Below are 17,674 nucleotides of genomic sequence, written 5' to 3' on the forward strand. Positions count from 1 at the left end.
GACGTCGGACCGGTCAAGCCGCTTTGCTCCGGCTGCCGGGCTTCACTGCTTCGGTCGCGGCGAGTTCGGGCGGCAGTTCATTATCGGCATAGGTCGGGAAGTTGATCGCCACGAGCGGATAGAAGGGCACGCCGAGTTCGACATTGCCCGCCGAGCGGTCGACGAGCGCGGCCTCCGCGATTACATCGCCGCCCGCGGCGCGCACCGCATCCATCGCTTCGCGCGATGACAAGCCGGTGGTCACGACATCCTCGACCATCAGCACTTTCGCGCCGGGCTCGATCGTAAAGCCGCGGCGCAGTTCGAAGGTGCCGGTCGGGCGCTCGACGAAAATTGCCGGCTTGCCGAGCGCGCGGCCCATTTCATGGCCGATGATGACGCCGCCCATGGCCGGCGACACAACGATGTCGATCGCCTGTTTCAGGTCGCGCGGCAGTTTGGCAGCGAGCGCCACGGCGAGCCGGCCGGCGCGCTCTGTGTCCATCAGCACCCGCGCGCACTGCAGATAATATTCGCTGTGACGGCCTGAGGAGAGCAGGAAATGGCCCTGCAGCAGGGCGTCGGCAGCGCGGAACTCGGCCAGGATTTCGTCATCGGTCATGGGAGATTTATTCTTTTGTCCTGTGCTTCGCCCATGATGGGCGAGCGGGTTTGAGCGGCGAAGATTATCCAGCCGCAAAATAGTGTTAGAGATGCTTGAGGCAAGCGGCAAGCGGGTCTATAGCGCCCGCGAGATTCAGCCTGTCCGATGGCTGCGTGGACCTGTGTCCAGCAGTGGGGAAAGGCCGGCTGGGGCATCAATAAGAACAACAGGCAACGGGCGGCACTATCCTTATGAAGAGCTTGAAAACCCTTGTAATTGCGGCGGCTTTGTCGCTCGGCGCGGTGGGCGCCGGTCATGCGCAGGCACCTGCTGCGGCTCCGGCCGAAGCACCCGCCGCGACGGCTCCGGCGAATCCGGCTCCGGCCACCGCCGATGCGGCTGCTCCGGCAGCGACGCCGGTCGCGACGACCGCCGCGGCACCGGCTGGCGATGCGACTTATGTCCCGATGAAGCCGACCCCCGGGGTTGGTCAACCGGTCGACGCGGGCATCGATTTCCAGCCGCAGGTCAGCCCGGTCGGCGAACAGGCTTACTGGTTCAACCATGTCATCCTGCTGCCCGTCATCACGGTGATCACGCTGATCGTCCTCGGGCTTCTGCTCTGGGTGATGTTCCGCTTTCGCGCCAAGGCGAACCCGGTGCCGTCGAAGACGACGCACAACACCTTCATCGAAATCATCTGGACCGCAATTCCGGTGCTGATCCTCGCGGTGATCGCGGTGCCGTCGATCCGGCTGCTGGCCCAGCAATATGAGCCGCCGAAGAAGGACGCGCTGACGATCAAGGTCACGGGTTACCAATGGTATTGGGGCTATGCCTATCCCGACCAGGGTATTGGCGAATATGTCTCGAAGATCCTGCCCGAGAAGGATGCCGTCGCGCGCGGCGAGCCCTATCACCTCGCCGTCGACAACCGTATGGTCGTCCCCGTCGGTCGTCAGGTGAAGCTGATCATCACGGGCGCCGATGTGATCCACAGCTTCGCGGTCCCGGCCTTCTGGACCAAGATGGATGCGGTCCCCGGCCGCGCCAACGAAACGACGTTCACCGCGAACAAGGTCGGCGTTTACTACGGTCAGTGTTCGGAACTGTGCGGCGTCGATCATGGCTATATGCCGATCGCTGTCGAGGTGCTTCCGGTCGACAAGTGGGAAGCCTGGGTCCGCTCGAAGGGCGGCAATCCCAAGGGCCCTGAAGCCGCCGCGCCTGCCGCTGCTGCTCCGGCACCCGCCGCCGCTCCGGCTGCTGCGCCTGCCGCGGCCCCTGCTGCCGCCACGACCGAAGCTGCACCGGCAGCGGCGCCCGCCGCCGCGCCGGCCGCAAAGAATTAACAAGGGGTCCGACAGATGACCGATATCGCAGCGACTGCACCCGCGCACGGCCACGACCATGCGCATGACGACCACGATCACGACACGCCCAGCTTTTTTGTCCGCTGGTTCATGTCGACGAACCACAAGGACATCGGCACGCTCTATCTGATCTTCGCGATTATCGCGGGAATCGTGGGCGGCGCGCTTTCGGGCATGATGCGCCTCGAACTCGCGCATCCCGGTATCCAGTATCTCGGTACCTGGGCACAGGCGCTCGGCGGCGCGCAGGACCTGACGGCCGCGAAGCATTTCTGGAACGTGATGATCACCGCGCACGGCCTGATCATGGTGTTCTTCATGGTCATGCCCGCCATGATCGGCGGCTTCGGCAACTGGTTCGTTCCGCTGATGATCGGCGCGCCTGACATGGCGTTCCCGCGCATGAACAACGTCAGCTTCTGGCTCACCGCCGTTGCTTTCGTGATGCTCGTTGGATCGATGTTCGTTCCGGGCGGTAGCGGCAATGGCGCCGGCACCGGTTGGACGGTCTATGCGCCGCTGTCGACCAGCGGTTCGGTTGGACCGGCCGTCGATATGGCGATCTTCTCGCTCCACCTTGCGGGCGCGGCATCGATCCTCGGTGCGATCAACTTCATCACCACCATCTTCAACATGCGCGCGCCGGGCATGACCCTGCACAAGATGCCGCTGTTCGTGTGGTCGGTGCTCGTTACCGCCTTCCTGCTGCTGCTCGCGCTGCCGGTTCTTGCCGCGGCGATCACGATGCTGCTGACCGATCGCAACTTCGGCACCACCTTCTATGATGCGGCAGGCGGCGGCGACCCCGTCCTCTATCAGCATCTCTTCTGGTTCTTTGGTCACCCCGAAGTGTACATCATGATTCTGCCGGGCTTCGGCATCGTCAGCCAGATCATCTCGACCTTCAGCAAGAAGCCGGTGTTCGGTTACCTGGGCATGGCTTACGCGATGGTCGCGATCGGCGTCGTCGGCTTCATCGTGTGGGCGCACCACATGTTCACGGTCGGCATGAGCGTGAACCTCAAGATGTACTTCACCGCTGCGACGATGGTCATCGCGGTCCCGACGGGCATCAAGATCTTCAGCTGGATCGCCACCATGTGGGGCGGCTCGATGACGTTCAAGACGCCGATGATGTGGTCGCTCGGCTTCATCTTCATGTTCACCGTTGGCGGCGTGACCGGCGTCGTGCTCGCCAATGGCGGCGTCGACACCAACCTGCACGACACTTATTATGTCGTCGCGCACTTCCACTATGTGCTGTCGCTGGGCGCGGTCTTCTCGCTCTTCGCCGGCTTCTATTACTGGTTCCCGAAGATGTCGGGCCGGATGTACAGCGAAGCGCTTGGCCAGCTGCACTTCTGGGTCTTCTTCATCGGCGTGAACGTCATGTTCTTCCCCCAGCACTTCCTGGGTCAGCAGGGCATGCCGCGCCGTTACCCCGACTATGCGGAAGCCTATGCGCATTGGCACCTGATCTCGTCGTACGGCTATGTGATCATGGGCGTCGGCATGCTCTTCTTCTTCGCGAACATTCTTTACTCGCTGTTCGCCGGCAAGAAGGCCGCCGACAATCCGTGGGGCGAAGGCGCAACGACGCTCGAATGGACGTTGTCGAGCCCGCCGCCGTTCCACCAGTTCAACGAACTGCCCCGGATCGCGTAACGTTATCGCCTGATCGGTTTCGCCCCCTGCTGACATTCGGCAGGGGGCGTAGCCTTTCCGGCTGGAGTAAATATGGCGCAGAGCCTGACCCATGGCGAAACGGCGCTTCCCGCCGATTGGCGCGACCTGTTCGCGCTGACGAAGCCGCGCGTGATGTCGCTGGTCGTGTTCACCGCGCTGTGCGGTCTGCTCGCGGCGCCGGTCGACGTGCCGCCGGTGCTCGCTTTCTCTTCCATCCTCGCGATTGCGTTGGGGGCAGGGGCTTCGGGCGCGCTCAATCAATGGTATGAAGCCGGGCTCGACGCCAAGATGAAGCGGACGGCGGGACGGCCGCTTCCGGCCGGGCGCCTCGATCCGCAGACCGCGTTGCAGTTCGGGGTGGGGCTTGCCGCCTTCTCCTTGTTCCTGATGCTGTTCGCGTCGAACTGGCAGGCGACTTTGCTGCTCGCCGTCTCGATCCTGTTCTACGTCTTCGTCTATACGATGTGGCTGAAGCCGCGGACGCCCCAGAATATCGTCATTGGCGGTGCTGCGGGCGCCTTTCCGCCGCTGATCGGCTGGGTCGCCGCGACGGGTTCGGTCGCGCCGCTGCCGGTGCTGCTGTTCCTGCTGATTTTCCTGTGGACGCCGCCGCATTTCTGGGCGCTCGCGCTGTTCGTCCGTTCGGACTATGCCGCCGCGGGCATCCCGATGATGCCCGTCGTTGCTGGCGAGAAATCGACGCGGCGCCAGATTCTGTTTTATGCCATCATCATGGCGGTTGGCGCCATTGCGCCCTGGCCGCTCGGTTACACCGGCGCGCTCTACGGCTGGACGGCGGCAGTGCTGTCGGCGATCTTTGTGCTGTTTTCGGTTCAGGTCGGCACGCGCTCGACGGGTGAGGGCGATACGATGCGTCCCGAAAAACGCCTGTTCGCTTATTCAATCGCCTATCTTTTCATTCTGTTCGGCGCGGTTGTCGCCGACCATTGGTGGCCGCTATGACCGACGAACCGACGCAGGAACCCTTTGACGAGGCCGAATATCGCCGTCGTCAGCGCAGCCGCGCGAACCTGATGGCCTGGATGCTCGGTGGTCTCGCGGTCCTGTTCTTCTTCATCACCATCGCCAAGATGCAGATTTTCTCATGATCCGGCGCATGTCCCCGAACGCGAAGACCGCGAGCCTCGCCGCCTTGATGGCGCTCGCGATGACCGCTCTCGGGTTCGCGGCCGTGCCGCTCTATGATCTTTTCTGCCGCGTCACCGGTTTTGGCGGAACGACCCAGCGTTACGATCCGGTCGCGGCGGCAGCCGAGCCGGAGATTCTGTCGAACACGATCTCGGTTCGTTTCGACGCCAATGTTTCGCCGAATCTGCCTTGGAAATTCTATCCCGAGCATCCGACCGATACGGTGAGCATCGGCGCACGCGACATGGCGATCTTCATCGCCGAGAATAATTCGACCCATCCCGTCGTGGGGACCGCCAGCTTCAACGTCACGCCGGATCAGGCGGGCAAATATTTCACCAAGATCCAATGTTTCTGCTTCACCCAACAACGGTTGGAGCCGGGGCAGCAGATGCGCATGCCGGTGTTGTTCTTCGTCGATCCGAAGATCATGGACGACCCCGATGCGCGCGACGTGCAGGAAATCACCTTGAGCTACACCTTCCACCCTGTAGACGAGGGTAAAAAGGCGAGCTAAGGCCGCGAACAAGAGTCTAACAAGACCGGCAGATGATGGGGAATCATCATGCTGGGGCTGCTAAAAACGGGAAACACGCCATGTCCGGTGCGAAACATCATGACTACCACCTCGTAAACCCCAGCGTCTGGCCGCTCATCGGCTCGGTCGCTGCGCTCGTGATGTTCTTCGGTCTGGTGATGGCGATGCACGCCGACCATTTCGGCGGCATCGGCAAGTGGGTCCTCGGCCTCGGTTTCATGGGCGTGATCGCCACCTTCTTTAGCTGGTGGTCGGACGTCATCAACGAAGCGCATGCCGGCGACCATACTCCGGTCGTCCAATTGCACCTGCGTTACGGCATGATCCTGTTCATCGCGTCGGAAGTCATGTTCTTCGTCGGCTGGTTCTGGGCTTGGTTCGACTTCTCGCTCTTCCCGGTTCCGATCGAATATGCCGAAGGCGCGGTAACCTCGCTGTTCGGCCAGGATGGCGCCGCGGCGATCACCATGTGGCCGCCGAAGGGCATCGAAGTCATCGATCCCTTTTCGCTGCCGCTTCTCAACACGCTGATCCTGCTCTGCTCGGGCACGACGATCACCTGGGCGCACCATGCGCTTATCCACGGCGATCGCGAAGGTCTGAAAAAGGGCCTGTGGCTGACGATCATCCTTGGTGCGGTCTTCTCGACCATCCAGGCCTATGAATATATGCACGCGCCGTGGGGCTTCGGTCAGAGCAACTATAGCTCGGCTTTCTACATGGCGACCGGCTTTCACGGTTTCCACGTCCTCGTGGGCACGATCTTCCTGATCGTTTGCCTTGTCCGTACCTACAAGGGTCACTTCACCCCGACGCAGCATTTCGGTTTCGAAGCGGCGGCCTGGTACTGGCACTTCGTCGACGTCGTGTGGCTGTTCCTCTTCATCATCGTCTATGTCTGGGGCGGCTGGGGCGCGCCGATCGCCGCGCACTAAATTGCCGGCTGGCGACAACATTCAAAAGGGGCAGCCGCCGGTCTGGCGCGCTGCCCTTTTTGGTCTCTGCCCCGATTGCGGCGCGAAGACGCTGTTCGACGGGCCGGTGAGGTTTCGCGCGAAATGCGCGAGCTGCGGGCTCGACTATGGCCGCTATAATGTCGGCGATGGTCCTGCGGCCTTCCTGACCTTGATCATCGGCGCGCTGCTGATCGCGATTGCGTTGACGCTCGATGCCATGGTGCGGCCGCCCTTATGGGTGCATGTCATCCTATGGGTGCCGGTCACGGCCGCGGCAGTCGTTTATGGCCTGCGCGTCGGCAAGGGCGCATTGCTGGCGAGCGAGCACCAGCGTCAGGCAGCCGAAGGCCGCAAGGTGGACAAGAATGACTGAACCTGTCGAACAGCCAACGCAGCGCTGGCCTGTGATTCCCACGATCCTCGTGCTCGTCGCGGTCGCGGTAATGATCGCGCTCGGCGTATGGCAACTTCAGCGTAAGAGCGAGAAGGAAGCGCTGATCGCGCTTTACCAGCGCAACACGGCGATGTCGTCGATGGTCGCCTATCCGGAGTTGCCGCCTGTTCCCGACGAGTTGCTGTATCGCAAGAGCAGCGTCGTATGCCTCGAACCGGTGCGTTGGGATCCGCGCAGCGGTACCGACCGCAGGGGCAAGTCGGGCATCCGAATGATCGCCGACTGCCGGACCGGCGCCGAAGGGCCGGGCGTGCTTGTCGACGTCGGCATCGGCGATGATTTTGCGCCACCCAAATGGACCGGTGGAACGGTGCAGGGAACGATCGTTCCGGGCCCCGAGCAGCCGACGGTGATGGAGCGCGCGATGGGCAAGGCCACGCCCGCGCGAGCGATGCTGATCGCGGATGCGCCCGTGGCCGGATTGCGTGCCAGCGCAGTGCCGTCGGCCGACGACACGCCGAACAATCATCTTGCCTATGCAGGGCAATGGTTCCTGTTTGCGGCCGCGGCGCTCATCATCTATATATTGGCCGTTCGTCGCCGCTTGCGGCCTTGAGCCTCCACCGCTAGGCGCATTTGCGTCATGGAATATATCAGCACCCGCGGCTCTGCGCCGACCCTCGACTTTCGTGCCGCGACGCTTGCCGGCCTTGCCAGCGACGGCGGCCTTTATGTGCCGGCGAAATGGCCGCAGATGTCGGTCGAGGATATTCGCGCGCTTGCAGGTCTTGATTATGCCGAGACCGCAGTGCGCGTCATGCGGCCTTTTATTGAGGGCGTGCTCACCGAGGACGAACTGCGCGAACTTTGCCGTGCCGCTTACGGGCGCTTCAGCCATGATGCGGTGACGCCGCTTGTCCAGCTCGATCATCGCCATTGGCTGCTCGAACTGTTCCACGGCCCGACGCTCGCGTTCAAGGATGTCGCGCTGCAATTGCTCGGCCAATTGTTCGAGAAGTTCCTCGCGGGTGGCGACACCGACATCACGATCGTCGGCGCGACCTCCGGCGATACCGGGTCGGCAGCGATCGAAGCTGTCGCAGGCCGCGAGCATATTCAGATATTCATGCTGCACCCCGAAGGCCGCGTCAGCGACGTCCAGCGGCGTCAGATGACGACGGTGCTCGCCCCCAACGTCCACAACATCGCGATCGACGGCAGTTTCGATGACGCGCAGGCGATGGTGAAGCGGTTGTTCGGCGACGAAGAGGCGCGCGCCCGGGTGACGCTGTCGGCGGTGAACAGCATCAATTGGGCGCGGCTGATGGCGCAGGTCGTCTATTATTTCTACGCGGCCGTCCGGCTCGGCGGTCCTGACCGTCCGGTGGCGTTCAGCGTACCCACGGGCAATTTCGGCGATGTGTTCGCAGGCTATGTCGCGGCGCAGATGGGGCTGCCGATCGCGAAGCTTGTCGTCGCGACGAACGTCAACGACATCCTCCACCGCGCGTTGACCAGCGGCGATTACAGCGCGGGCACGGTGACGCCGACCGCAACGCCAAGCATGGATATTCAGGTCAGCAGCAATTTCGAACGGCTGCTGTTCGACCTTGCCGGCCGCGACGGCGCGGCAATCACCGGAATGATGGGCGAGTTCGACAAGAATCGCGCGATGACGATTCCCGCAGATATGCTTGCGGGCGCGCGCGGCCTCTTCTCGAGCGCCAGCATCGATGGCGATGCGATGGCGCTGGCCCTCCGCTGGGCGCAGGAGCATGGCGGGCAGATCATAGATCCGCACAGTGCCGTCGGCCTTGCCGCCGCACGCGCGCTTGAGATCGATGCCGATATTCCCGTCGTCACGCTGGCGACCGCGCATCCGGCTAAGTTCCGCGAAGCCGTCGAGCGCGCGACCGGCGTGCGCCCGCCGCTGCCCGCGCGGCTCGGCAATCTCTTCGATCGCGAGGAACGATATACGCGCCTGCCCGGCGACTATGACGCGGTAAAGGCCTTCGTGCTCGCGGAAGCGGCGCGTGGCTGAGCTTTTGCCCCTCGTCACGCTCGTGGGTGAGGCGTGGGACGATTATGGGCTGATCGATAGCGGGGGCGGGCGCAAGCTCGAACGCTATGGCAAATATCGCTTCATCCGTCCCGAGCCGCAGGCGATGTGGGCGCCGGCGCTGCCCGCCAGCGAGTGGGATAAGGCCGATGGCGAATTCATCCCCGCGTCTGACGACGATGGTGGTGGACGCTGGTACTATAATAAGCCTGTACCTGCCGAAGGCTGGCCGCTCGCCTGGCGCGAAACGCGCTTCACCGCGTCGTGCACACCCTTTCGTCACCTAGGCTTTTTCCCCGACATGGCACCGGTGTGGGATTGGCTGCGCGACCGCGTTGCCGACAAGCCCGACCCCGCCTTTCTGAACCTGTTCGGCTATACCGGCGTCGGCAGCCAGGCGCTCGCCGCGGTGGGCGCATCCGTGACCCATGTCGATGCGTCGAAGAAATCGGTAGGGCAGGCGCGTGAAAATGCCGCGCTTGCCGGAATGGCCGACAAGCCGGTGCGCTGGATCCTGGACGATGCGGGCAAATTTACCGCGCGCGAAGTCCGCCGCGAAAAGCGTTATGACGCGATCCTCCTCGATCCGCCCAAATTCGGTCGGGGCCCGACAGGCGAGCGCTGGCAGCTTGAGGAGGGGCTTGCGCCATTGCTCACCGATTGCCGCCAATTGCTCGACGAGGAAAGTCGCGCGTTGTTTCTCACGGTCTACGCCGTGCGCATGTCGGCGCTCGCGATCGGGGAATTGCTCGCACAACTTTTCGCCGACCTGCCCGGCACCGTCGAATGCGGAGAGCTTGCCGTGCGCGAAGAGACGAGGGGATTGCTGCTACCCACCGCGATTTTCGCGCGCTGGAGCCGCTAAGACTGCTTTTCAGGCTTTTGCTGCATACGTTTGCTGCGCAAAATACCGCAATATTGTGACCCAAATGCAACGGTCGGCGCGTTGACAATGATAACGTTCCCATTTAGATAACGTTCACATTAAGCGAATGCCGCCATAAAAAGAGCGGTTGATCTGGGAGGAATGGGGATGCGGGCGTCTCAAAAGCAATGGCTTGCGAAATTTCTGGTCGGTACGTCGGCACTGTCCTTGATGGGCGTTGCGCAAGCGGCGGTCGCACAGGAAGCGCCAGCCGAGGGTGAGGTGAATGGCGACGAGATCGTCGTGACCGGCATTCGCGCCAGCCTTGCCGCATCGGCCGATATCAAGCGCGAGGCGCAGGGCGTCGTCGATGCGATTTCGGCCGAAGACATCGGCAAATTCCCTGACACCAACCTTGCTGAATCGCTGCAGCGTATTACCGGCGTGTCGATCGACCGTTCGAACGGCGAAGGCTCGCTCGTGACCGTCCGCGGCTTCGGTCCCGAATTCAACCTGGTTACCCTGAACGGTCGCCAGATGCCGACCGCGCTGATCGGCGATGGCGGCAGCGCGCCGTCGTCGCGCTCGTTCGACTTCGACAATATTGCGTCCGAAGGCATCGCGGGAGTCGAAGTCTATAAGAGCGGTCGCGTCACGATGGAATCGGGCGGGATCGGTTCGGTCATCAATCTCCGGACGCCGCGTCCGCTCGACAGGCCGGGGCTGCGCGGTAGCCTGGCGGTCAAGGGTGTGTATGATTCGTCGCGCAACCAAGGCAATCCGATCACGCCCGAAGTTTCGGGCATTCTCAGCACCACCTTTGCGAACGACACGATCGGCATTCTGATCACCGGTTCGTACCAGAAGCGCAAATCGAGCGAGAATAACGCCAATGTCGGCTGGCGTGACGGCTATCTGGGCAGCGAGAATAATTGGGGTTCGCTGGCGCAGCCGGGTACGCCGCGTGCGGCGAATATTACAAATCGGCCCGATCCGACCGATGTTTACCAGGTCCCGCAGAACGCGTCCTACGACCTCAACGACGTCAATCGCGAGCGCATCAACGGACAGGCAGTTCTGCAATTCCGACCCAGCGACGCATTTACCGCGACGATCGATTATACCTATGCACGCAACACCGTGGAAACGCGAAACAGCAATGTTGGCGTCTGGTTCAACCACGAAGATACGTCGAGTGCATGGACCGATGGACCCGTGGCTGGCCCGCTCTTCTACACCGAGCGGTTCGCCGCGCCGACCGGCGTTCCCGGACCGAACGCGCTCTATGGCGGCAAGGATCTGTCGTACAGCGGAGCGCTGACCGAGAATCGGGCGGAAAATAAGTCGCTCGGCGTGAACCTGGAATGGAACGGGCCCGGCGGCGTTACCTTCGAACTCGACGGCCACCATTCGACGGCGGCCGTCAATCCGGTCAATCGCTTCGGGTCGAGCATGTCGCTGGGCAATGCGGTATTCGGCGTCCAGAATCAGACGATCAATTTTGAGAACGACCTGCCGGTTATTTCTTACGGGATGTACCCGGGCATCGATCCGCTGAATGCCTCGCTGATTACGCCGACAGGCAATGCCTTCCGCAATGCCATTTTCCGCAACCGCATCAACCAGGTGCAGTTGCGCGGCAAATATGATCATGACGGCGGCTTCCTCGACAGCATCGATTTCGGCGTGTCCTATGTGGACAGCAAAGTGCGTTCGGCATTTGGTACAATCCAGAACGACGACACTTGGGGAGGCGCAGGTCCGGCATCGAGCATTCCGGACGATATTTTCTCCCTGGTGACGCTGCCGGACAAATTCCCTGGGCTTGCTCAGCCGGGGATGATCGGAAGTTTCTATACTTTCGATTTCGAGCGGATGGCCGATCTCGTCGAGCAGAATTTCCAGACGTGCAGCAACCCCGCGACGGGTTCGGCGCAGCCGGGCACATGTCTGGCGAACTTCAACACCGATCGGCGCATTTCCGAAAGGACGCTGGCGCCCTATCTGCAGGTCGCAACGGTATTCGACCTTTTCGAGAATCCGGCGCACCTCGTTGCAGGCATTCGTTACGAAACGACGGATATTTCCTCGTCAGCGCTGGTGCCGGTTCCCGTCACCACCACCTGGGTGGGCGACAATGAGTTCAACGTCGTATTTTCGGGCGACAGCGATTTCACCCGCTTCAAGGGATCCTATGATAATTGGCTGCCCGCAGTCGACTTCGACATCTCGCCTATGGAAGATGTCAAACTGCGTGCGTCGTACAGTCACACCATTGCACGCCCCAGCTATGACCTGATGCAGGGCGGGCGCACGATCGACACTTTGTTCCGCGTTGGCGGCGGTGGCGGCGCGCAGGGTAATCCAGGGCTGATCCCGTACAAGTCGAAGAATATCGACCTGTCTGCCGAATGGTATTATGCGCCCGACAGCTATATTTCGGCGGGCTATTTCCACAAGGATGTGAGCAACTTCATATCCTCGACCCGCATCGACAGCAGTGCGTTCGGATTGACCACGCCGGTGGAAGGACCGCGATGGAACGCCGCTTTGGCAGCATTGGGTGCGAATGCGACTGTGGCGCAAATCCGCCAATATATCATCACCAACTTCCCCAGCACGGTGACGGGCAATATCATCAACGCCGCGCCGGGCGATCCGCTGGTCAATTTCGAAATCACCACGCCGGTCAACAGCGATCAGACCGCCTCGCTCAACGGATGGGAGTTCGCGCTCCAACACAGCTTCTGGGAAACCGGTTTTGGTGTGATCCTGAACTATACCATCGTCAACGGCGATGCGACTTACGACAATACGCAGCCCTCTACGGTGGCGCAGTTCGCGCTGGTGGGTCTTAGCGATACGGCCAACGCCGTTGCCTTCTACGACAAGGGACCGATCCAGGCGCGCGTGGCGTGGAACTGGCGCGACAAGTTCCTTTCGGGAACGGGCCCCAATCCGACCTATACCGAGGCGTATTGGCAGATCGATGCAAGTGCGAGCTATGAATTCATCCCCGGGCTCACAGCGTTTGTCGAGGCGATCAACTTGACCGGCGAAGGGCAGCGTAAGCACCTGAGGCATGAAAATAACGTCACCTTCGTATCGCCCGGCTTCGCCCGCTATGCGGCAGGGGTCAGGTTCAGCTTCTAAGGCGGGTGGGCCATTTCCGCCGGGTCGCAGGCAAGAGGGTCGCGCCTTTCGGGGTGCGGCTCTTTTGCGTGACGGCGACGGCAAGCTGGCTTAGGATCGACGGTAATGAATAGCGCGATCGAGAGGGTTGTCATCGTGGGCGGCGGCACCGCCGGCTGGCTCGCGGCTTGCCGCCTCGCCAGTGCGCGACGTTCCGCAAAGATCGAAGTCACACTGATCGAGGCGCCCGACATTCCGACGATCGGCGTTGGGGAGGGGACCTGGCCGACGATGCGCGCGACGCTGTCGGCGATCGGAATCGGCGAGGCCGAGTTTCTCGCCGCCTGCGACGGATCGTTCAAGCAGGGATCGCGGTTCGACCGCTGGGTTACCGGGGCCGAGGGCGATAGCTATCTGCACCCGTTCACATCCCCGCCCGCCGCGCCTGTTGCCGAATTGCTCGCGGCGTGGCAGGCAGGCGCGCCGGACCTGCCGTTCGCGGCGGCAATGACGGCGCAGGCGCATGTGTGCGACCTGCACCTCGCGCCGCGTCAGCGCGCGATGCCCGACTATCAGGGCGCGGCGAATTACGCCTATCATCTCGATGCCGGAAAATTTGCGGCGCTGCTCGCGGCGCATGCGGTGCAGCGGCTTGGCGTGCGGCACATATCGGACCATGTCGTCGATGTGGCGCGCGACGATGATGGCGGCATCGCTTCGGTCGCGACGCGTCAGAACGGCGATATCGCTGGCGACCTGTTTATCGATTGCAGCGGGCATGCTGCGCTGCTGATCGGGGGGCATCTGGGCGTCGAGTGGATCGACCGCGGCGACACATTGTTCAACGATCGCGCGCTCGCGGCGCAGGTCCCGGTGGCCGCCGGCAGTCCGATCGCGTCGCAGACGGTTTCGACCGCCCATGCTGCAGGTTGGATCTGGGACATCGGTCTGCCGGGACGCCGCGGCGTAGGCTGCGTCTATTCCAGTCGCTTTATGACTGACGATGCGGCGGAGGCGACGTTGCGCGCCTATATCGCCCGCGTCCTGCCGGATGCGCCTGCGGTGCCGGCGCGGAGGCTAAGCTTTCCGACCGGGCATCGGGCGCGGTTCTGGGAGGGAAATTGCATTGCCGTCGGCCTGTCGGCGGGCTTTATCGAACCGCTCGAGGCATCCGCGATCGTGATGATCGAATTGTCGCTGAACGCGCTGATCGACAATTTCCCGGTACGCCGCGGCGCCATGCCGATTCACGCCGAACGCTTCAATGAATTATTCTGCTATCGCTGGGATCGCATCGTTGAATTCCTCAAGCTTCATTATGCGCTGAGCCGGCGCGAAGAACCCTATTGGCTCGCGCAGCGCGACCCGGCCCATATGCCGCCGAGCCTTTCCGCGATGCTGGAGCTGTGGCGCGACCAGCCACCGTCGCTATGGGATTTTCCGCGCGTTGACGAGATTTTCTCGGCCGAAAGTCACCAATATATTCTCTACGGCATGGGCTATCCGGTGCCGCCCGGTGTGCCCATGAGTGAGCGGGCGGTCGCCTTGCTTGCCGAAAATCGGCAGCGCGCGCGCGCGCTCGTCGCGGCGTTGCCCGCCAATCGCGATTATCTCGATGCCCTCGCGACGAGCGCACATAATGCCGCCGTGCGATAGGAAAGGAATTTGATGACCCGCCACGCCGTCCTCGACAACAAGACCCACCGCGACCTGCGCATCCGGACCGATGCGGGGGCGGAACTGGGCGACGACATCATGGCGACGCTGACGGTGCCGAGCGAATTCCGGCGCGTGCAGGCGCATTTCCCGATCCTGTTTCGCCGTGAAACCGGGCGCGAGGATTTCTCGGCGCTGGCGATGTTCGGCTTCCAGAATGGCGAAAATCTGTTCCTCGACGGCAAAGGGTGGGATGCGCGTTATCGCCCGCTGTCGGTCGCAATCCAGCCCTTTCTCATCGGGCGTCCAGCCAACGGCGACGGTCCGGCACAGGTGCATATAGACATGGGCCACCCGCGTATCGCTGCGGCGAGCGAGGGGGTTCGGCTGTTCGACGTCGATGGCAACGCGACGCCCTATCTCGACGAGGTCGTCGAGCGGCTCGGCGACCTCGACGAAGGCTATCGCGAGAGTGGCGCCTTCTATGACGCGCTGCTGGCGTATGACCTGCTCGAACCCTTCAGCCTTGAGGTGACCCTCGACGACGGATCGATCCATTCGCTCGTCGGCTTCCACATCATCGACGAGGCAAAGCTGCGCGCGCTCGATGGCGAGGCGCTCGGCAAGCTCCATGAGGCGGGGCACCTGATGCCGATGTTCATGGCGCTCGCGTCGCTGTCGCAGCTTTCGGAGCTCGTCGGACGCAAGAACCGCAGGCTGGCCGGTGGCTGAGCGCGACCGCGCCATTTACGACCGCCTCGCGCCCGTGCCCGAGCGCGAATGGAATAAGGGGGCGGGGCTCGACGCGTTGCTGGAAGGCGCGCGCGAGCCCTTTGTCCTTCGCGGGCTGGCGGTCGACTGGCCGCTGGTCGAAGCAGGCAAAAGGTCCGGTCGCGATGCCCGGCGCTATTTGCTGGAGCACGCGCGCGACCGTCCGTTCAAGGTGTCGATCGGCGCACCGGGGCACGACGGGCGGCTGTTCTACGACGCTGGGATGGAGATGAATTTCCGGATCGGGACGGGCAAGCTTGCCGACATCTTCGGCGGAATCGATACGGCCGAAGAGCGTGGCGAAAACCGCACAGTCTATCTCGCGTCCATCGACATACTCTCGCATTTCGACGGGCTCGATGAAGCGAATTCGGTCGATCTGGGTACGCGTGACCCGCTGAAGAGCATCTGGATCGGCACGCGCACCAAGATCGCCGCGCACAATGATTTTCCTGACAATCTTGCCTGCTGCGCGGTGGGCCGCCGCCGCTTTACGCTGTTCCCGCCGAGCGCCTTTCGCAACCTTTATCTGGGTCCCATCGACAATACGCCTGCGGGCCGCGTCGTCAGCATGGTCGATTTCGACGCCCCGGACCTGGCCGCGCACCCGCGCTTCGTCGATGCGATGGCCGAAGCGCAGACCGTCGAACTGGAACCCGGCGATGCGATCTTCATTCCATCGATGTGGTGGCACCATGTCGAGGGGCTCGCGGACTTCAACATCCTGGTCAATTATTGGTGGCGGCGTACGCCGGCCTGGCTCGGTCAACCGCAGGCCGCGCTCAATCACGCGATCCTCGCGATCCGCGACTTGCCGCCAGAGGACAAGGCGATCTGGCGCGAACAGTTCAACCATTATGTCTTCGACAATGACGCCAGCGTCACCGACCATATTCCCGAAACCGCGCGCAGCATCCTAGCCCCGCTCACGTCCGAGACGGCGGGCCGGCTGCGCGCCTTTTTGCTGAGGGCTTTGAGTAAATGAGCGACAAGAAACCTGTCCGCGTCGTCATCGCTGGCGGCGGCACCGCCGGCTGGATGATGGCGGCCGCGATCGCGCGCACGATGGGACAAACGGTCGACCTGACGCTCGTAGAATCCGAACAGATCGGGACGATCGGCGTGGGCGAGTCCACCATCCCGCCGCTCGTCAATTTCAACCGCATCCTTGGCATTCCCGAAACCGAATTCATGCGCGCGACGCAGGCGACCTTCAAACTGGGCATATTGTTCGACAATTGGAAGCATGACGGCGATAGTTATTTTCACAGCTTTGGTCTGTCGGGAAAGGATCATTGGTCGGCGGGCTTCCAGCATTTCTGGCTCAACGCGCGCGAGCGCGGGCATGAACAGCCCTACAGCGATTATTGCCTCGAACTCGTCGCAGGGATGGAAGGCAAGTTCGCACATCTGCCCGAAGAGCGGATGAACTATGCCTATCATGTCGACGCGACGCTTTACGGCCGCTTCCTGCGCAAGTTGGCCGAGACCGACGGTTGCAAGCGCGTCGAGGGCAAGATCGCGCGCGTCGAACTCGACGGCGAGAGCGGTGATATCGCGGCGCTGCATCTTGACGGCGACCGGCGCATCGAAGGCGACATGTTCGTCGATTGCACCGGCTTTCGCGGGCTGCTGATCGACGGCGCGCTGCATGCGGGGTTCGAGGATTGGAGCCACTGGCTGCCGAATGACAGCGCGATCGCCGTGCAGTCGAAGCATCTCGGCCCGCCGCAGCCCTATACGCAGGCGATCGCGCACGACGCCGGTTGGCAATGGCGCATTCCGCTGCAGCATCGCATGGGCGCGGGCATCGTTTATTCGAGCGGCTATCTGTCGCGTGACGAAGCCTATGACCGGCTGATGGGCAGCGTCGGCGAGCCGTTGATCGAACCGTTCGATATCAAGTTCAAGGGCGGCGTGCGGCGCAAGCAATGGTTCCGCAACTGCGTCGCCGTCGGGCTCGCGGGTGGCTTTGTCGAACCGCTGGAGGCGACGACGGTGCATCTGATCCAGCGCGCGGTGCTGCGCTTTATCCGCTTGATGCCGAACGGGCGCGTCAGCGAGCGCGACGCGCAGGAGTTCAACGATCAGCAGCGGCTCGATATCGAGCAGATCCGCGACTTCGTCGTGCTGCACTATAAGGCGACCAACCGTCGCGACAGCCCTTTCTGGCGCCACGTCGCGAATATGCCGATCCCGGATTCGCTGCAGCAAAAGATCGAGCTGTTCCGTGAAACCGGCCGCGTCTTCCGAAAATATGAGGAATTGTTCGCGGAGAATAGCTGGGTGCAGGTGATGATGGGGCAGGGGATCGAACCGCAAAGCTATCACCCGATCGCCGATAAGCTGCGTGACGATGAGGTCGAACGCCTGTTCCAGTCGATACGCGACAATATCGCCCAGACGGTGGCGACGCTGCCCGAGCATCACGCCTATGTCGCGCGCTATTGCGGCGCCGAGGAACCGAAGGCGGCATGAACGTCGCTCGCCGGGAATATCGGCAAATTATGGA

At 62.5% G+C, this 17,674-nt stretch carries 16 protein-coding genes; 15 read left to right on the forward strand and 1 reads right to left on the reverse strand.

Features of this window, described 5'->3' with window-relative positions; translation table 11 throughout:
• Positions 1 to 13 precede the first annotated feature (13 nt).
• Positions 14 to 601 carry an orotate phosphoribosyltransferase gene (gene pyrE, locus KEC45_RS05735; protein WP_062181977.1) on the reverse strand — a complete coding sequence of 196 codons (588 nt, stop codon included), beginning with the start codon at positions 599 to 601 and terminating at the stop codon, positions 14 to 16.
• 233 nt (positions 602 to 834) lie between these two features.
• On the opposite strand from pyrE, the gene coxB reads away from it, so the two are divergent.
• From coxB to KEC45_RS05810, 15 genes are all read left to right on the forward strand, one after another.
• Positions 835 to 1,935: a cytochrome c oxidase subunit II gene (coxB, locus tag KEC45_RS05740; RefSeq protein WP_062181974.1), complete on the forward strand. Its 1,101-nt coding sequence runs from the start codon at positions 835 to 837 to the stop codon at positions 1,933 to 1,935.
• A gap of 15 nt (positions 1,936 to 1,950) precedes the next feature.
• Positions 1,951 to 3,621: a cytochrome c oxidase subunit I gene (gene ctaD / locus KEC45_RS05745; RefSeq protein ID WP_062181971.1), complete on the forward strand. Its 1,671-nt coding sequence runs from the start codon at positions 1,951 to 1,953 to the stop codon at positions 3,619 to 3,621.
• Between the two features lie 72 nt (positions 3,622 to 3,693).
• Positions 3,694 to 4,605 carry a heme o synthase gene (locus KEC45_RS05750; protein ID WP_062181968.1) on the forward strand — a complete coding sequence of 304 codons (912 nt, stop codon included), beginning with the start codon at positions 3,694 to 3,696 and terminating at the stop codon, positions 4,603 to 4,605.
• Positions 4,602 to 4,751: a hypothetical protein gene (locus tag KEC45_RS05755; protein ID WP_193749165.1), complete on the forward strand. Its 150-nt coding sequence runs from the start codon at positions 4,602 to 4,604 to the stop codon at positions 4,749 to 4,751. Before KEC45_RS05750 ends, KEC45_RS05755 begins: the two co-directional genes overlap by 4 nt.
• An 8-nt stretch (positions 4,752 to 4,759) precedes the next feature.
• Positions 4,760 to 5,308 carry a cytochrome c oxidase assembly protein gene (locus KEC45_RS05760; RefSeq protein ID WP_238586670.1) on the forward strand — a complete coding sequence of 183 codons (549 nt, stop codon included), beginning with the start codon at positions 4,760 to 4,762 and terminating at the stop codon, positions 5,306 to 5,308.
• An 80-nt stretch (positions 5,309 to 5,388) separates the two neighbouring features.
• Positions 5,389 to 6,264, forward strand: a complete 876-nt coding sequence (locus KEC45_RS05765; RefSeq protein WP_062181962.1) for a cytochrome c oxidase subunit 3 — start codon at positions 5,389 to 5,391, stop codon at positions 6,262 to 6,264.
• A gap of 1 nt (position 6,265) precedes the next feature.
• Entirely contained in the window at positions 6,266 to 6,658 is a 393-nt protein-coding gene (locus KEC45_RS05770; protein ID WP_252171644.1) for a DUF983 domain-containing protein, read from the forward strand.
• On the forward strand, positions 6,651 to 7,295 hold the full coding sequence (locus KEC45_RS05775) for an SURF1 family protein (RefSeq protein WP_062181957.1): 645 nt from the start codon (positions 6,651 to 6,653) through the stop codon (positions 7,293 to 7,295). The genes KEC45_RS05770 and KEC45_RS05775 overlap by 8 nt, the downstream gene beginning before the upstream one ends.
• Before the next feature lie 27 nt (positions 7,296 to 7,322).
• On the forward strand, positions 7,323 to 8,720 hold the full coding sequence (gene thrC / locus KEC45_RS05780) for a threonine synthase (protein ID WP_062181954.1): 1,398 nt from the start codon (positions 7,323 to 7,325) through the stop codon (positions 8,718 to 8,720).
• A gap of 4 nt (positions 8,721 to 8,724) precedes the next feature.
• Complete coding sequence (locus KEC45_RS05785) at positions 8,725 to 9,603, forward strand: class I SAM-dependent methyltransferase (RefSeq protein WP_062184065.1); 879 nt, start codon at positions 8,725 to 8,727, stop codon at positions 9,601 to 9,603.
• Positions 9,604 to 9,771: 168 nt separating this feature from the next.
• Positions 9,772 to 12,756: a TonB-dependent receptor gene (locus tag KEC45_RS05790; protein ID WP_062184062.1), complete on the forward strand. Its 2,985-nt coding sequence runs from the start codon at positions 9,772 to 9,774 to the stop codon at positions 12,754 to 12,756.
• A 105-nt stretch (positions 12,757 to 12,861) separates the two neighbouring features.
• Positions 12,862 to 14,391: a tryptophan halogenase family protein gene (locus KEC45_RS05795; protein ID WP_062181951.1), complete on the forward strand. Its 1,530-nt coding sequence runs from the start codon at positions 12,862 to 12,864 to the stop codon at positions 14,389 to 14,391.
• Positions 14,392 to 14,403: 12 nt separating this feature from the next.
• Positions 14,404 to 15,123 (forward strand): SapC family protein, encoded by a 720-nt coding sequence (locus tag KEC45_RS05800; protein ID WP_062181948.1) that lies wholly within the window; start codon positions 14,404 to 14,406, stop codon positions 15,121 to 15,123.
• A complete protein-coding gene (locus KEC45_RS05805; protein ID WP_062181945.1) occupies positions 15,116 to 16,147 on the forward strand; it encodes a cupin-like domain-containing protein in 1,032 nt (343 codons plus the stop codon). Before KEC45_RS05800 ends, KEC45_RS05805 begins: the two co-directional genes overlap by 8 nt.
• Positions 16,144 to 17,640, forward strand: coding sequence for a tryptophan halogenase family protein (locus KEC45_RS05810; RefSeq protein ID WP_062181942.1), 1,497 nt, complete (start codon positions 16,144 to 16,146; stop codon positions 17,638 to 17,640). The genes KEC45_RS05805 and KEC45_RS05810 overlap by 4 nt, the downstream gene beginning before the upstream one ends.
• The last annotated feature ends 34 nt before the right edge of the window (positions 17,641 to 17,674 follow it).

Origin of the sequence: Sphingopyxis sp. USTB-05 (assembly GCF_023822045.1) — a bacterium.
Taxonomy (GTDB): Bacteria; Pseudomonadota; Alphaproteobacteria; order Sphingomonadales; family Sphingomonadaceae; genus Sphingopyxis.

Bases quoted from the DNA above. Each gene is read 5' to 3' on its own strand.
- pyrE (WP_062181977.1), bottom strand. From the start codon at position 601: ATGACCGATGACGAAATCCTGGCCGAGTTCCGCGCTGCCGACGCCCTG.
- coxB (WP_062181974.1), top strand. From the start codon at position 835: ATGAAGAGCTTGAAAACCCTTGTAATTGCGGCGGCTTTGTCGCTCGGC.
- ctaD (WP_062181971.1), top strand. From the start codon at position 1,951: ATGACCGATATCGCAGCGACTGCACCCGCGCACGGCCACGACCATGCG.
- KEC45_RS05750 (WP_062181968.1), top strand. From the start codon at position 3,694: ATGGCGCAGAGCCTGACCCATGGCGAAACGGCGCTTCCCGCCGATTGG.
- KEC45_RS05755 (WP_193749165.1), top strand. From the start codon at position 4,602: ATGACCGACGAACCGACGCAGGAACCCTTTGACGAGGCCGAATATCGC.
- KEC45_RS05760 (WP_238586670.1), top strand. From the start codon at position 4,760: ATGTCCCCGAACGCGAAGACCGCGAGCCTCGCCGCCTTGATGGCGCTC.
- KEC45_RS05765 (WP_062181962.1), top strand. From the start codon at position 5,389: ATGTCCGGTGCGAAACATCATGACTACCACCTCGTAAACCCCAGCGTC.
- KEC45_RS05775 (WP_062181957.1), top strand. From the start codon at position 6,651: ATGACTGAACCTGTCGAACAGCCAACGCAGCGCTGGCCTGTGATTCCC.
- thrC (WP_062181954.1), top strand. From the start codon at position 7,323: ATGGAATATATCAGCACCCGCGGCTCTGCGCCGACCCTCGACTTTCGT.
- KEC45_RS05790 (WP_062184062.1), top strand. From the start codon at position 9,772: ATGCGGGCGTCTCAAAAGCAATGGCTTGCGAAATTTCTGGTCGGTACG.
- KEC45_RS05795 (WP_062181951.1), top strand. From the start codon at position 12,862: ATGAATAGCGCGATCGAGAGGGTTGTCATCGTGGGCGGCGGCACCGCC.
- KEC45_RS05800 (WP_062181948.1), top strand. From the start codon at position 14,404: ATGACCCGCCACGCCGTCCTCGACAACAAGACCCACCGCGACCTGCGC.
- KEC45_RS05810 (WP_062181942.1), top strand. From the start codon at position 16,144: ATGAGCGACAAGAAACCTGTCCGCGTCGTCATCGCTGGCGGCGGCACC.